The organism is Micromonospora sp. DT48 (genome assembly GCF_049844495.1).
Lineage (GTDB): Bacteria > Actinomycetota > Actinomycetes > Mycobacteriales > Micromonosporaceae > Micromonospora.
Window position 1 is genome coordinate 17,977 of record NZ_JBNCLE010000023.1, and the last position, 14,551, is coordinate 32,527.

Sequence of the window (14,551 nt, forward strand, 5' to 3'; positions counted from 1 at the left end):
AACGGGGCGTGAGATGGTCGCCCCAGGATCAGCCGATAAAGTCAGCGACGTACGCCACTAGCGACATGGCGCTCGACCCGCTGCCGCCGACCGTAATCCAGCCGGCATCTCCGGCCTCGTCAACCGGACCACGCTGTCCGGGCGGATACGCGACGACCCGCAACGGATGCTCGAAGTGCACCGTCAGGAAGCGCCACGCCGCCCTGTTCAGCTCTGGCTGCCGGGAATTGGCCACCTCACCCGGGTCGCCCCCATGAAACAGCAACGGGGCACCCACGCGATCCCGCAACACCCGGCCGAGGGCCAGCCGCTCAGGGCAGCGCTCGCAGGTCAGAAATCCCTCGTCGGAGGCATCGAAACCGGCGGACCATAGCTCCGCGAACCCATCCTCCGGCCAGCCAGCAAGGTAGGCAGGAAGGGAAATGTCCAGGTCGCCGTCCGCGTCGAGCATCGCCGGCAGCACACCGCTCTCCATCTGGCGGTGCAGTTCGGGATCCCAGTCGTGGGCCACCCGCAGCTGGTGGCCGAGATGGTCGACAAGCAGTTTCCACAACGCGCTGGACACCAGCCGGGACTGCGAGAAGACCGGCTGACCTGGATTGCCGGCGTACCTGATCACGGGGCCGCCGGGCTGCTCACGCAACGGCTTGCCGAGTCCCCAGCAGATCCGGTTGCACGAGCAGTAGAGAAACGCCGATGCCCCCACCTGTCCCCTCTCTAACCGGGTACGCCCATTCCACGAGCCCCCAGCATCCACAACCCTGACGGTCGGCCATCGGGCGTGTGGAAGGCAACGTACACGTCCGCGTACCTCGCCAAGCGGCGATCGTCGCGATTTTTGGCCCAGAACGCCTCCATCAGCCGTTGTGGGTCCGTCCCCCTGGGTACCTGCACATACAGCTCACCCCGATAGTCCAACTTCTTCGCGTAGTCCTCGAACTGCCGCGCGAACGTGGTCGGCGTTCCGCTGAAGGTCTTGACCTCTCGCCGGTACACCTCCCGCCCGCTAGCGTCCCGAAAGGAAACGTCGGGTGGGGGCTTGTTGGCACCGGCCAGCCTCGGCGTCGAACCGGATGGCCCATACAATGCCCGCTCCGCGTTCACTTCGGTGAGCACAAAGTCCTTGTGCTGGGCGTGCTCCCTCATCAACAGGCCGATCGACTTCCGAGCCGCTGATGCGTCGAGGTTAAGTTCCCCGCCGCACCCCTTACAGGCGGCACGGGCCAGGCGAATGTTGTTGGACAGGATTTCGTGCGGCTGCCGCAGGGGTTCCGCCACCGAGGATGTGCTCTCCGACGACGGCGAGCCCGAACTCGTGCCGGAGGTGGGCGGAGAGGTATCGCCCGGTTCCGTTGGCGCTGTTGTGCCACACGCCGCCACCGCGAACAGGGCCAAGCCGACCACGACCCGAGCGACACCGAGAGCAGTTCGGTCGAGGGGATCCATGCGGGGACCATCGGTAGTGGCACGCTTTGTCGCCGCCCCGTGACGCTGAGGCTCCGCCGTGGTCCGCTACGAGGACCAACCGGGGCGAGGCACGGGAACGTAAACGGCGGTACGCGGAGAGCGGTGAGAAAGCGCGCTCGCTGGACAGTGATACCAGCGTGAGCACCGCCAGCCTGGTGACGGCCAGGAAAACCATTCGCTGTGGTGTCACATCCTCAGTGGCCGCCAGGGCGGCACCAGCGGCCGGAGATGTCCAGCGCGTCCGGGTCGGGGAAGGCGGCCGGATCCCGGTTGCTGGCGGCGGCGGGCAGGTAGACCGCGTCGCCGACGCGCAGGACGCGGCCGGCGATGGGCTCGCGACCACCCGCTGGATCTCGTCGGCGAGCCCGAGCCACCCTCCCCACGGACCCACGAATCGCAAAAGCCACCTTCGCCGGACAAAAAGTGCGTAGCGTTCAGATGGGCCTGTGCCGAGGACCACCCAGCCGACAGAAAGGTATGAGATGTCGCTCGACGCGTTCCGCATCCCTGGCGGCTCCTTGGATGACCTGATGAGTCGGTTCTTCGGAGGCGACCCGTTCGCGGGACGCCCGGTGGAGCGGGTCGACCTGTCCCGGTTGCTCTCCACCGAATCGCGGCAACTCCTGCAACGGGCAGCCGAGCAGGCCACGCAGTGGGGCAGTCCGTACCTCAACGTCGAACACCTGCTGTGGGCCGCCACCCAGTCCGACCCCACCCGCCGGATCCTCGACGCGAGCGGCGCGGACCCGGACGACCTGGCCCGCCAGATTGAGTCGGCCGTCCCCAGGGACAGGCCACGCGAGGACACCCCACCACTCGCACCGGCGGCGAAGCGCGCCCTGCTCGACGCGCACCGCGAGTCGCGACGGTCCGGCGCGACGTACATCGGCCCCGAACACATCCTGCTCGGCATCGCCGCGAACCCGGAGACGACCGCAGGCCGGGCGTTGCGGGCGCTCGGTGGAGCCGCCACCGGGCCCACGCCGCCGGCCGGCGGTGCCGGCGGGCGCGGGGCCAGCAGCACCCCCACCCTTGACCAGTACGGACGGGACCTCACCGAGGATGCCCGGGCCGGTCGGCTCGATCCGGTCGTCGGGCGTGACGACGAGATCGACGACACGATCGAAGTGCTCTCCCGGCGTACGAAGAACAACCCGGTGCTCACCGGTGAGCCGGGGGTCGGAAAGACGGCGATCGTCGAGGGCATCGCACAGCGCATCGTCAACGACGAGGTACCCGAAACCCTGGCCGACCGGCGCGTGGTCGCACTCGACCTGTCCGGGATGGTGGCGGGTACCAAGTACCGCGGCGAGTTCGAAGAACGACTGAAGAATGTGATCCAGGAGGTCACGGCCGCCGAGGACGGGCTGATCCTCTTCATCGACGAACTACACACCGTTGTCGGCGCGGGCGGCGGTGGCGAGGGGGCGATGGATGCCGGCAACATGCTCAAGCCCGCCCTGGCCCGCGGCGAACTGCACGTGGTCGGTGCGACGACCCTGAACGAGTACCGTCGCTACATCGAGAAGGACCCTGCGTTGGAGCGCCGGTTCCAGCCGATCCTGGTGTCGGAGCCGAGCGTGGAGGACACCGTCGCAATCCTCAAGGGTGTCCGTGACCGGTACGAGGCGCACCATCAGGTGCGCTACACGGACGAAGCGCTGGACGCCGCAGCTGAACTGTCCCACCGCTACGTCACCGACCGGTTTCTGCCGGACAAGGCCATCGACCTGCTCGACCAGGCAGGAGCGCGGGTCCGGTTGCGTTCCCGCACCCCGGCTCCGGACAAGAAAGAGATCGAGAAGCGGCTGTCCCAGCTGCGCCGGGAGAAGGACAGCGCGGTGGCGAACGAGGACTATCAGCGCGCGGGTGCGCTGAAAGCCGAGATCGATGCGGCCGAGCGGGACCTGGCGGCGGCGCAGGAGGGCCCACCTCCGGTGCCCGAGGTGCAGATGGGTGATATCGCCGAGGTGGTCAGCCGCCGTACCGGTGTTCCCGTCACCCAGCTCACCGAGGTGGAGAAGCAGAGGTTGCGGCGCATCGAGGAGCTACTGCACGAGCGCGTGGTCGGCCAGCACGAGGCCGTACGGGCTGTGGCAGCCGCCGTACGCCGATCGCGTTCCGGGCTGAGTGACCCCCAGCGACCCGACGGGTCGTTTCTCTTCCTCGGACCCACCGGCGTCGGCAAGACCGAACTGGCCCGGTCCCTCGCCGCGGCGCTCTTCGGCGACGAGTCCAGCATGATCCGCTTCGACATGAGCGAGTTCCAGGAGCGGCACACGGTCAGCCGGCTGGTCGGAGCGCCCCCGGGCTACGTCGGATACGAGGAGGCCGGTCAGCTCACCGAGGCGGTTCGCCGTCGGCCGTACTCGGTGCTGCTCTTCGACGAGGTGGAGAAGGCGCATGCGGACGTGTTCAACACGCTGCTGCAGGTGCTCGACGACGGTCGTCTCACCGACGCGCAGGGACGCACGGTCGATTTCAGCAACACCATTCTGATCATGACGAGCAACATCGGCGCGGACCGCATCCTGGCCGCGCAGACGGCCGGGCGTCCCGTCAGCGACCAGCGCGAGGAACTGATGGAGCTGCTGGGGCAGCGCTTCCGGCCGGAGTTCCTCAACCGGATCGACGAGATCATCATCTTCACCGGCCTGGACCGGGACCAGCTCCTCGAGATCACCGGCCTGCTGCTGGATCGCACCCGCCGTCGGTTGCACGCACAGGACATCAACCTTGAGGTCAGCCCGGACGCCACGCAGTGGCTGGCCAACCGGGGCTACCAGCCCGAGTACGGGGCGCGGCCACTGCGGCGCAGCATTCAACGTGAGCTGGAAGACCGGCTGTCGACCCTGCTGCTCGAGGACGGAGCGAATCCGGGCGACACCATCGAGGTCAATGTCGTCGGCGGCGAACTCGACCTCTCGGTCCGGCCCGCCGCCGTACCGGCCGGCACGTGACGCCGGCCCTCCGTCGTCAGTGACGGCGAGCCGGCTCGCGTCACGGCCAGGGAGTCGGCTCGTGCCACCGACAGAGGCCGCCCGCCGGATGAAACAACTGCCGAATGTCCTTTGACAGCTCGGACTCCAGATCCCCGAATTCGTCCGCACTCACTGCCTCGCGCAGGGTCATCAACACCGCGTGAGCACCTTCAGCAGCCCGCCGGTCATCCAGTCCAGCTCGCGTCTGCACCTCATTCAGGAACTCCACCAGATCGAACTGTTCGGCGAACTCCACTCCCTTGTGCAGATACCCTCGATACTCCTCGGGAAGTTGCGCGGCCAGATCCCGGGCCTCGCCGCCACTGAGCCGTTCCGCCAGCGTCGTCAGCGTGGCTCGGATGATGTTCGCCGCCTCCGTCGGTGGCAGTCCCGCCCGCTCCTTCACGGCTTCGAGGAACTCGGCGTAGTTCACCGCTTCTCCTTCCCGACCCAGTTGAGGCTGTGTGGCACGAAACGGCCGCCACCCGGGCCGGCACCGGTCATGGTCGGCGCGGGGCGACGGCCGGACCCCGGCCCGCTGGCCCTCCGGCAGCTGCACCACCGCGTCCTCGAACTCGTCGTGCCCGACCACACGGTCGGCCAGGTCCGCCGCCTCCCGCCGCTGATCCGCTCCGTGCGGGTACGCAGGGGTGGCCACGGTCAGGAATCGCGCCGGGTCCGGAGTGACGCCTGCCCGTGCCGCTTATTTCTCGAAGAACCTCAGCTCAGCCATGCCCCCGCCCGCCCCGTCCCGGACAGCCCTGGCTACCCCCGACTACCTGGCACAAACAAGTAGTGGCGCCCTCCGCTCGACGTTCTTCGGCAGCGCAGCCGCGCCGTCGGGCCCAGCGGAGGACCGCCGGACCCGACCGGGACAGGAGGATCGCATCGCGTCCGATTGACGGTTTCGGTACGGCATGGCCTGATCAAACACCTTTCAGGTGACCAGGCCATGGCGGTACGCGTACACCACCGCCTGCACCCGGTCACGCAGGTCGAGCTTGGTGAGGATGCGGGACACGTACGTCTTGACCGTCTCCTGGCTGATCACCAGCGCCGCGGCGATCTCACTGTTGGACAGGCCCTCCGCGATGAGCCGAAGCACCTCCAGTTCCCGCCGGGTCAGCACGCCGTCGTCCCGGTTCTCCTCGGCCGGGCGAATGCGGGCCGCATACTGGCCCACCAGCTGCCGGGTCACCTCCGGGGCCAGCAGCGCGGCGCCCGTCGTGACCGTGCGGATGCCGTTGAGCAGCTGCTCCGGCGGAGCGTCCTTGAGCAGGAAGCCGCTGGCACCGGCGCGCAACGCCTCGTACACGTACTCGTCGAGGTTGAACGTCGTCACCACCAGCACCTTGACCGGCTCGGCGACCCCGACGCCGGCCAGCAGGCGGGTCGCCTCGATGCCGTCGAGCACCGGCATCCGCACGTCCATCACCACCACGTCCGGCCGCAGCCGGGTGGCCAGGTCGACCGCCGCCCGCCCGTCACCGCACTCCCCGACGATCTCCATGTCAGGCTGCGCGTCGATGATCGTCGCGAAGCCGGCACGGATCAGCGCCTGGTCGTCACAGACCAGCACCCGGATCGGCGCGGTCATGACGGCTTCCGGGCTGGAATCCGGGCCCGTACGAGGAAACCGCCGCCGACCCGCGCGCCCGCGCTGAAGTCTCCACCAAGGACGGTGATCCGCTCGCGGAGCCCGGCGAGGCCGCGCCCGCTGCCGCCTGGGGACGCGCCACCGGATCCGGAGCCGTCGGTGCTGATCTCCACGGTTGTCTGCTCCTCCGCGTGATGAACGTGAACCCTGGTCCGGCTGCCGTATGCGTACTTCAGCGCGTTCGTCAGCGCCTCCTGCACCACCCGGTACACCGCCACCTCGACGCTGCCGGTGGCCGCCGACGGCGTGCCCTCCCGGACGAACTCGACCGGCTGACCGGCCTGCCGGGACTGGTCGACGAGGGCGTCCAGGTCACCGACGGCGGGCGTACGCGGATCCTCTGTGCTGTGGTCCGGGTTGAGCAGGTCGAGCAACTGCCGCAGGTCGCCGACGGCACGGCGGCCGGTGCCGGTGATCGCGGTCAAGGCCCGGTCCAGCTTCTCCGGCGCGCCGGTCAGGTAGCGTGCCGCCTCGGCCTGCACGACCATCGCCGTCACGTGGTGCGTGACGACGTCGTGCAGTTCCCGGGCGATGCGCGTACGCTCCGCCGCACGGGTGGCCTGCTCGACCTGGCGGCGGCGTTCCGCCTCGGCGGCGCGGGTCTGGCGCAGCCACGCCCCGATGCCCCACGCGAGCACCAGCAGCAGGTAGAAGGTCGCGAACCCGGCGACGCCCTCACCCGAGCCGAGCCGGTCGAGGGCGATCGCCAGGAGCACGTACGCCGCCGAGGCGAGACCCGCGACGACCCAGCGGCGCCGTTCCAGATAGGCGCCGGCGCCGACGAGCGCGATGACCAATCCCGTACCCGCGATGGTGTGGTAGCTGCGGAGCTGGTCGATCGCGAAGCCGAGCGACACCAGCGCGAGGCAGACGGCCGGCCAGCGACGGCGTACGGCCAGCGGCAGGCACTCCAGGGCCACGACGCCGACGGTCCACGCGTCGTACGGGCGGTCGGGGAGGTCACCGAGCTGCGTACCCTGCCGTTGCAGGGCCGGAACCGCCACCGCGAGGGCCAGCGCCAGTGCGAACGGGAGATCCCGGATCGTGGTCGGCCACTGCCGCCACAGATCCGGGAGCCTCCGGAGCTTGATCACCGGGTGACCGTAACGGTTGCCGGGGCCTGCGCCGTACGACGGCCCGGGGCCTGCGCCGTACGGCGGCGGCGCGGGACGATGTGCCCGCGGCGCTTGGCCAGCCACAGGAACACCACGGTCAGCACCACACCGGCCAGCACCGCGTACAGGCTGCCCTCCGGTCCGAAAGCGCCGCCGCTCAGCGCGACCGGCCCGGACGTCGAGGCGTCGAGCAGCCCCTTCGACTCGCCGTTACCCGAGACCACGACGCTGAAGATGCCGCCGGCGGCGAAGTTCCAGCCGAAGTGCAGACCGATCGGGACCCACAGGTTCCGGGTGGCGGCGTAGCAGGCGGCCAGCATGAACCCGGCCTCGATCGCGATGGCGGTCGCCCCCCACAGGGAGGCGTCCGGGTTCACCAGGTGCATCGCGCCGAACACCACGCCGGTCAGGGCGAGGGCGATCCAGGTGCCCGTACGCTCCTCGACGATCCGGAACAGGACGCCCCGGAACAACAGCTCCTCGGTGACGGCGGCGGCCGCCATGACCCCGAGCAGACCCAGCGCTCCGGTCGGCGAGCCCCAGCCCTCGACGTGGTAACCGCCGACGAACGCGATGTTGGCGATGACGGCCGCGAACATGGCCAAGCCGATGAGCCAGCCACGGCCCAGCTTCCCGCCCCGGCCGTCCTGGGCGAGTTCGGTCGGCTCCCGGCGCTCGGTGCGCCGCACGACCCACCGGTAGACGACCACACTCAGCACGGCCGTCAGGACGCCGATCACCAGGGTGAGGAGGAAGTTGCCCTCGACGGCGGCGATGCACTGGCTGCCGACCAGGGCGACGGCGGCAACGGCGAGGAACTGTTTGACCAGACGCATGACGACTCCTTCGCAGACCACGACCGGAGTGCCGCGGACACGAGAAACCTATGAATCTCCGCCGCCGCGGTCGTCACCGTGCGGTGGACATTCGCGGGTAGCTCGCTCGGGGGACGAGACCCCTCCGGCGTCCGGTCACCGACCGGACACGGCGGACCGTTCCTTCGACATCCTTACCTCGACTCGGCCGAAGGATTTCCGAATCCTGGATTCACGGCGATCGGGATGTTCCCACGGCGCCGATCCCAGCCACAGATAATGGCCGAACTCCACACGGAGCTACCTGGTACGTGGCGAGCCCTCGAAGTAGTTGAGACGAATTAGCAGCGGCTTTGGATGCACCGCAACCGTATCCCTGGCTAGCCGGAACGCGACATCACCAAGCACGGTAGCGGCATTGACGGCGCCGGTTGGAAACGCTACGGACACCGCCATCGCCGCCAACCGGGCACCGTGCGCGCAGACCAGCGTCCGCTGATCGATCGCGAGCGACCAGGGCGGGCGACCCAGTCACGTCTTCCCTCATCGACGCGCCTACCGGCATCAGAGCCACCGGGCGTCGTCACGACAAATTGCCGGGCAGCTTTTCGATCAGTAAACAAATAGACGGGCGCATGTCCACTTCGGGACAACGGCAGTCCAACGGGGTCCGACCTAGTCCAGAATGGCCACACGACCAGTCGTGAAGCATCGAGACTGAATATCGACCGGCGACAATCTTCGGTTTCCCACACGACCCGGAAGAAGGATGTTCGATGAGAGCAAGAACAATCGGTGCTCGGCGCCTGACGTACCCCATCCTGGCCCTGGCCTTGGCCCTGCCGCCGCTGGCAGTCAGCCAGCCTGCGCAGGCGGCCCCGCACGCCGACGGTGACAGCATCCGTCAGGTCAGCACGGCCGTCAGCGCCGAGGCGTGGGCGGCCGGCAGGCAACTGCACGGCGCGCAGGTGACTGCCCACGCGGCGATCGAGGCGTACTGGACGCCCGAGCGGATGCGCAATGCCAAGCCCGTCGAGGAGTCTCCCGCGTACAAGGCCGCGGCGCGGCGCTTCGCCGAGAGTGGAGGGACCTCGTCTGCCGCACCGACCAACCGGTCCAAGCCGGTGAATGTGCCTCCGGTTGCGGGCCTGATGGGCGCCCCGGGCAACTCCACGCAGGCCATCAACCCGAACCTCGGCTCCAACCACCCGACCGCCCGGACCAACGGCAAGGTCTTCTTCAACATGGACGGCGGATCGTGGGTCTGCTCCGGCTCGGTCATCAACTCGGTCGGCTACAACACCGTGTGGACGGCCGGTCACTGCATCCACGGCGGGCCCGGCAGCAGTCTCGCCACCAACTGGTCGTTCGTCCCGGCGTACGACGATGACCTGGCCAACCCTCGGCCGCACGGCACCTGGACGGCCCGCGAGCTGTGGACCTGGAGCAGTTGGATCGACAGCTCCAACTGGGAGGCCGACATGGCCGTGGCCATCATGAACACCCGCAACGGCGTCCACATCGTGAACCAGTTCGGCGGCCACGGTTTCCGTACGCACCAGGGCTTCACGGTCGGCATCAACAACTTCGGCTACCCGAGCGACGCGCCGTTCGACGGCGGCAACCTGATGAGGTGCAGCGGCAACTCGACCAAGTCCGGGGCGCGGATCCGCATCAACTGCGACCTGACCGCAGGCGCCAGCGGCGGCCCATGGTTGATCAACTGGGATGGGAACTGGGGCTACCTCAACGGGGTCAACAGCACGCTCAACTCGTACGCGGCACCGACCTTGTGGTGGTCACCCTACTTCGACGACACCGCGTCGGACTTGTACACCTTCACCGCCCCTCGCTGACCGATCTCCCGCGACAGATACCTCGTCCCGGTAGTGCGCCCTTGACACCAGCGGGCCGTCTCCAATGGCAAACGACCGAGCGTCTGGTCGCCATTGGGGTCGGCCCGCGTCGCGCGACTCACGCCGGTCGACGCCGCGCTCGGCACGGCTCGTCGAACTGGCCACCTGGTGCGTGGGTTCAGGTGCCCGCCACTGCGGCAGCAGACGGTTCACCTCCGCCTCCGCCAGGTGTGCGTGCCCGGATCTTCATCCGGTGACGGCAGCCGGGCGGGCGGTACGGGAGACGGAGCCGGAGTTCCGGTGGTCCCGGCCGCCTGTTCGTGTGCCCGGTTCAGAATCGCCTCCGCCTCCCGTCGGGCGGCGGTCACGATCCCCTCGGCCTCGAGCCGCGCCTCCGCCTAGCGGCTGGCGGAGGAGGAACTGCCAGTACCCCGGCTCGGCCCACCATCGCGGGGACGCGGCTGCCTGATCCTTCCGGCGTGACCACGAATACCGCACCGGGAGGGAACTTCCGACTCCACCGGCCCGACGACTACTTCGACACCAACCTACTGAGGGATTTCGTCATGCCCAGCACCAGAACTCGCCGGCTCGCCCGCCCGGCGTCCCTGATCAGCGCCGTCGTCCTGGCCGGGTCCATCTCCGGCTGCGGGTCGTCGGACGACTCCTCGGCCGCCGGGTCGCCCCCGTCACCAACCGTCTCGGCTCCGACGGGCACGTCCGCCGGAGTGCTGGGTATCCGTGACCCGTGGGTGAAGGCCGCGGACAACGGCATGACCGCGGCGTTCGGCACATTCGTCAACGACGGCGACGCCGATGTGACGATCGCGTCGGCGGCGACCGAGGTGTCACCGATGGAGCTGCACGAGATGGCCATGCAGGACGGCAAGATGGTCATGCAGGCCAAGCCGGGCGGCATCGTGATCAAGGCCAACAGCAGCCACGTGCTGGAGCCCGGCGGCGACCACCTGATGCTGATGGATCTCAAGCAGCCGGTGAGGGCCGGCGACGAGGTGACCTTCACCCTGACCTTCGGCGACGGCCGCACCCAGACGTTCACCGCCGTGGCGAAGCCGTTCACCGGCGCTCAGGAGAGCTACGCCCCGGGACACGGCACGCCGGAGACGCCCGCGAGCCCCAGCCCGGCGTCATGACCGGTCCGTCCAACCGACCGGTGAGCAGGCGGGGTCTGCTCACCGGGGGTGCCCTGGCCGCCGGGGGCGCGCTCGCCGGTGCTGCCGCCGTCACCGCCGCCCGGTCCACCAACCCCGAGGTACGTCCCGCCGACACGGTGCCGGTGGCGCAGGTCGGCACCGCGGTGGAGCCGTTCCACGGAGCCAGGCAGGCCGGTGTCACCACCGAACCACAGGCGCACGCGGCCTTCGTCACGTTCACCCTGAAGCCAGGAACCGACCGGGCCGCGCTCGGGCGGATGCTGCGGCTGCTCTCCGACGACGCCGCTCGCCTCACTCAGGGCCGGCCCGCCCTCGCCGACACCGAACCCGAACTCGGTCTGCTGCCTGCCCGGCTGACCGTCACCTTCGGCTTCGGCCCCGGCCTCTACCGCGCCGCCGGGCTCGACGACCGGCGACCACCGTCGGTGGCCGACCTGCCGTCCTTCCGCATCGACCGGCTCCAGCCCCACTGGTCCGGTGGGGACCTGCTGCTCCAGATCTGCGCCGACGACCCGCTCACCGTCGCTCACGCCCAACGGGTGCTGGTCAAGGACAGCCGCCCCTTCGCCACCGTCGCATGGGTGCAGCAGGGCTTCCGCCGAGCCGCCGGCGCCGAACCCGGCCGTACCCAACGGAACCTGTTCGGCCAGCTCGACGGCACCGCCAACCCGAAGCCCGGCGGACCGATGGAGACGGCGGTATGGATCCACGACGGTCCCGACTGGCTGCGTGACGGCACCACCCTCGTGGTGCGGCGGATCAGCATGAACCTGGAGACGTGGGATCTGCTCGGGCGCACCGATCGAGAGCTGTCCGTCGGCCGCCGCCTCGACACCGGGGCACCGCTCACCGGCACCGCCGAGCACGACGAACCGGACTTCGACGCCCTCGGTCCCGACGGGCTCACCGTCATTCCCGACTTCTCTCACCTGGCCCGGGCCCACGTCACCGACGATCGGCTGAAGCTCCTGCGTCGCTCCTACAACTACGACGGAGCGCCCGCCGCCGATGGCACCGCCGACAGCGGGCTGATCTTCGCGTCGTTCCAGGCCGACATCACGAAGCAGTTCCTGCCCATCCAGCGACGCCTCGCCGAACGGGACCTGCTCAATGAATGGACCACCCCGATCGGCTCGGCTGTCTTCGCGGTCCCGCCCGGCTGCCCGGAGGGCGGCTGGGTCGGCCAACAGCTTCTCGGCTGAGCCGACAGGAGAGACATGCCCACCCATGCCCGCCCGAGCTTCGCCGGCCTACTCGCCGCCACGCTTACCACGGTGACGCTGCTGCTGGTGCCCGCTGTTCCGGCCGCCGCCCACAACACCCTCAAGTCCGCCACCCCGCCGAAGAACGCCCAGCTCACCTCGCTTCCGAAGGAGATCACGCTGGAGTTCATGCAGGAGCTGAACCCCGCGTACACCACCATCACCCTGTCCGACGCCGCGCAGCAGAAGGTGTCCACCAGCGAGCCCGCCGTCACCGGCACCAAAGGCACCATCACCATCGACCAGGTCCTGACCAACGGCACTTACACCGTCGCCTACCGGGTCGTCTCCGCCGACGGGCACCCGGTGCAAGGCTCGTACCAGTTCACCGTCGCCGACCCCACCGCCAGCCCCGACGCAGCCGCGTCAGCCACGACGGCCCCCACGGCCGCGCCGTCCACCACGCCGAGCAGTTCCACTGCGGCCAGCTCCGCCGTTGCGGCCCGCGACACCGACGACGGACCGGGGGCGCCGCTCCTGATCGGTGGCGCGATCCTGGCCGCCATGATCATCGCCGCCGGAACCGTCGTCGTGGCGCGCCGACGGTCCACCCGGGAATCCTGAACACCCCCGGCCGACGCCCGACGACCCCGGCCCGCCCTCCGGGCGCTCATCGGTTGCTGTGGGCGAGGGACCGACGGCAACGCCCTGGTCTCCGCCACGGTGCGGGTGCTTTCGCATGGTCAGTGCTGAGCGGGTTCCCACCACACCAGGTTGGCGGCCACCTGGGCCACCGGCTCGATGATTTCCCATGCCTCGGCTATCAGCCCGTCGTCGATCCGCCAGATGTCGACGACCGCGATTTCCGTTCCTGCGTCGGGAAGCCAGCGCCGCGAGTACATCACGACGTGATCGCCGTCTGCCAGCACCTGATGAATCTCGACCTGCATGTCGGCGAGCGGCACCAGCGCAGCCCGGACGGCGGCGAGCCATTCGGACTTGGTCGATGTGGTTGTACCCGGCCTGTGGTGGACGAAGTCATCACTCAGAAACGGTGCGAGCGCGTCGACGTCACCCGTCTCGATCAGTCCTGCCAGCGCCCGTTGGACGATGCTCTTGTTCTCCATGGTCATGGATGCAGTGTTTCCGTGGCCGTCTCGATTGTCGATGAACTCGGATTTCATGGCGTCCGACTCGACGATGAGTACGCTTCGTGATCGTGTACACGGTCGGGGAACTCCTACGGCAGTGGCGGCAGCGCCGGGGACTCAGCCAACTGGCCCTCGCGATCGCTGCGGACGTCTCGGCTCGTCACGTCAGCCTGGTCGAGACCGGTAAGTCCAAGCCGAGCGCCGACATGATCCTCCGACTCGCGGATCAACTGCACGTACCACTGCGTGATCGCAACCGGCTGCTGCTCGCCGCCGGCTTCGCACCTCGGTACGCCGAGCGTCCGCTCGACGACAACGCGCTGTCAGCCGTCCACGACGCGGTCCGCAGGGTGCTTCGCGCGCACGAACCATACCCGGCGGTGGTCTTCGACCGCCGGTGGAACATCGTCATGACCAATCGCGCTGTCAACCCGTTCTTCGCACAGGTGGATCCTGACCTGCTGCGGCCGCCGGTCAACCTGGTGCGACTGGGATTGGACCCGCGCGGGCTCGCTCGCATGGTCGTCAACCTGGCCGACGTACGCGCGGTGTTCCGCACCCGGATCTCGCGTCAGCTCGCCACTGCTCCCGACCCTGAACTCACCGCACTCTACGAAGAACTGTTGGCGCCCGAACCGGAGAATGCGTCGAGCCAACGGATCGAACCGGACGTCGTGTTACCGATGATCCTTCGTATCGACGGACGCGAGCTGCGGCTGTTCTCGACCATCACCACATTCGGCACCCCGGTGGACATCACGATCGATGAAATCGCGATCGAGTCCTACTACCCGGCAGACGCGGAGAGCGCCGCCTACTTCACGCAGTAGCGTACCTATGCCACCCGGACGTGCTGCTGCCGAACACCGCGCAGCGCGACGTCCTACGTGACCGGCATCGCCAATGGCTGTCACGCCACCCCGCCGGGCTCTGGCTCGCTCTGGTCGCTCGTTCGCGACAGTGGCGGCCGAGGCGGTAGCTCGCGGACGGTGACGCCGTGGCGGCTTTCTGGACTCTGCGTCGCCTGACGCCAGGGTCAGTACCGCGTCTCGCCGTTCCCCGAAGGCGGTATCACCGACTCGCCCGCCCTGGACGCCATCGGCGCCATGCCGCGCGGTGATCAGGGTGCAGA

The 14,551-nt window shown here is 68.9% G+C and carries 14 protein-coding genes; 6 read left to right on the plus strand and 8 right to left on the minus strand.

All coding sequences use genetic code 11. The annotated features are described in order from the left end of the window. Positions 1-28 precede the first annotated feature (28 nt). The 3 genes from ACLQ2S_RS23480 to ACLQ2S_RS23490 all read right to left on the minus strand — a co-directional run bounded on the left by ACLQ2S_RS23480 (position 29) and on the right by ACLQ2S_RS23490 (position 1,850). Positions 29-706 carry a hypothetical protein gene (locus ACLQ2S_RS23480; RefSeq protein WP_155218759.1) on the minus strand — a complete coding sequence of 226 codons (678 nt, stop codon included), beginning with the start codon at positions 704-706 and terminating at the stop codon, positions 29-31. Between the two features lie 11 nt (positions 707-717). Beyond that, on the minus strand, positions 718-1,278 hold the full coding sequence (locus ACLQ2S_RS23485) for a hypothetical protein (RefSeq protein WP_155218757.1): 561 nt from the start codon (positions 1,276-1,278) through the stop codon (positions 718-720). 383 nt (positions 1,279-1,661) lie between these two features. Beyond that, a complete protein-coding gene (locus ACLQ2S_RS23490; protein WP_196222545.1) occupies positions 1,662-1,850 on the minus strand; it encodes a hypothetical protein in 189 nt (62 codons plus the stop codon). Positions 1,851-1,949: 99 nt separating this feature from the next. On the opposite strand from ACLQ2S_RS23490, the gene ACLQ2S_RS23495 reads away from it, so the two are divergent. After that, entirely contained in the window at positions 1,950-4,427 is a 2,478-nt protein-coding gene (locus tag ACLQ2S_RS23495) for an ATP-dependent Clp protease ATP-binding subunit (protein WP_425702907.1), read from the plus strand. A gap of 40 nt (positions 4,428-4,467) precedes the next feature. On the opposite strand, the gene ACLQ2S_RS23500 is transcribed toward ACLQ2S_RS23495, so the two are convergent. From ACLQ2S_RS23500 to ACLQ2S_RS23515, 4 genes are all read right to left on the minus strand, one after another. After that, positions 4,468-4,881 (minus strand): DUF2267 domain-containing protein, encoded by a 414-nt coding sequence (locus ACLQ2S_RS23500; RefSeq protein ID WP_309223366.1) that lies wholly within the window; start codon positions 4,879-4,881, stop codon positions 4,468-4,470. Positions 4,882-5,385: 504 nt separating this feature from the next. Then, positions 5,386-6,045: a response regulator gene (locus tag ACLQ2S_RS23505; RefSeq protein ID WP_155218753.1), complete on the minus strand. Its 660-nt coding sequence runs from the start codon at positions 6,043-6,045 to the stop codon at positions 5,386-5,388. Then, complete coding sequence (locus tag ACLQ2S_RS23510; RefSeq protein ID WP_425702910.1) at positions 6,042-7,199, minus strand: sensor histidine kinase; 1,158 nt, start codon at positions 7,197-7,199, stop codon at positions 6,042-6,044. The genes ACLQ2S_RS23505 and ACLQ2S_RS23510 overlap by 4 nt, the downstream gene beginning before the upstream one ends. Continuing rightward, complete coding sequence (locus ACLQ2S_RS23515; RefSeq protein WP_425702912.1) at positions 7,196-8,056, minus strand: CPBP family intramembrane glutamic endopeptidase; 861 nt, start codon at positions 8,054-8,056, stop codon at positions 7,196-7,198. The genes ACLQ2S_RS23510 and ACLQ2S_RS23515 overlap by 4 nt, the downstream gene beginning before the upstream one ends. Before the next feature lie 755 nt (positions 8,057-8,811). Here ACLQ2S_RS23515 and ACLQ2S_RS23520 point away from each other — a divergent pair. The 4 genes from ACLQ2S_RS23520 (at position 8,812) to ACLQ2S_RS23535 (ending at position 12,892) form a co-directional block, all read left to right on the plus strand. Then, complete coding sequence (locus tag ACLQ2S_RS23520) at positions 8,812-9,891, plus strand: trypsin-like serine peptidase (protein WP_425702914.1); 1,080 nt, start codon at positions 8,812-8,814, stop codon at positions 9,889-9,891. Between the two features lie 566 nt (positions 9,892-10,457). Beyond that, the gene (locus tag ACLQ2S_RS23525) at positions 10,458-11,045 is read left to right on the plus strand and encodes a copper chaperone PCu(A)C (protein WP_155218747.1); all 588 of its coding nucleotides are present in this window, start codon (positions 10,458-10,460) and stop codon (positions 11,043-11,045) included. Next, entirely contained in the window at positions 11,042-12,268 is a 1,227-nt protein-coding gene (locus ACLQ2S_RS23530) for a Dyp-type peroxidase (protein WP_155218745.1), read from the plus strand. The genes ACLQ2S_RS23525 and ACLQ2S_RS23530 overlap by 4 nt, the downstream gene beginning before the upstream one ends. A gap of 15 nt (positions 12,269-12,283) precedes the next feature. Further along, entirely contained in the window at positions 12,284-12,892 is a 609-nt protein-coding gene (locus tag ACLQ2S_RS23535; RefSeq protein WP_155218743.1) for a copper resistance CopC family protein, read from the plus strand. Between the two features lie 119 nt (positions 12,893-13,011). Here ACLQ2S_RS23535 and ACLQ2S_RS23540 read toward each other — a convergent pair whose 3' ends face one another. Continuing rightward, entirely contained in the window at positions 13,012-13,401 is a 390-nt protein-coding gene (locus ACLQ2S_RS23540) for a nuclear transport factor 2 family protein (protein WP_155218741.1), read from the minus strand. 80 nt (positions 13,402-13,481) lie between these two features. Here ACLQ2S_RS23540 and ACLQ2S_RS23545 point away from each other — a divergent pair, with 80 nt between their 5' ends. Then, positions 13,482-14,249: a helix-turn-helix domain-containing protein gene (locus ACLQ2S_RS23545; protein ID WP_425702917.1), complete on the plus strand. Its 768-nt coding sequence runs from the start codon at positions 13,482-13,484 to the stop codon at positions 14,247-14,249. Positions 14,250-14,551: the final 302 nt, after the last annotated feature.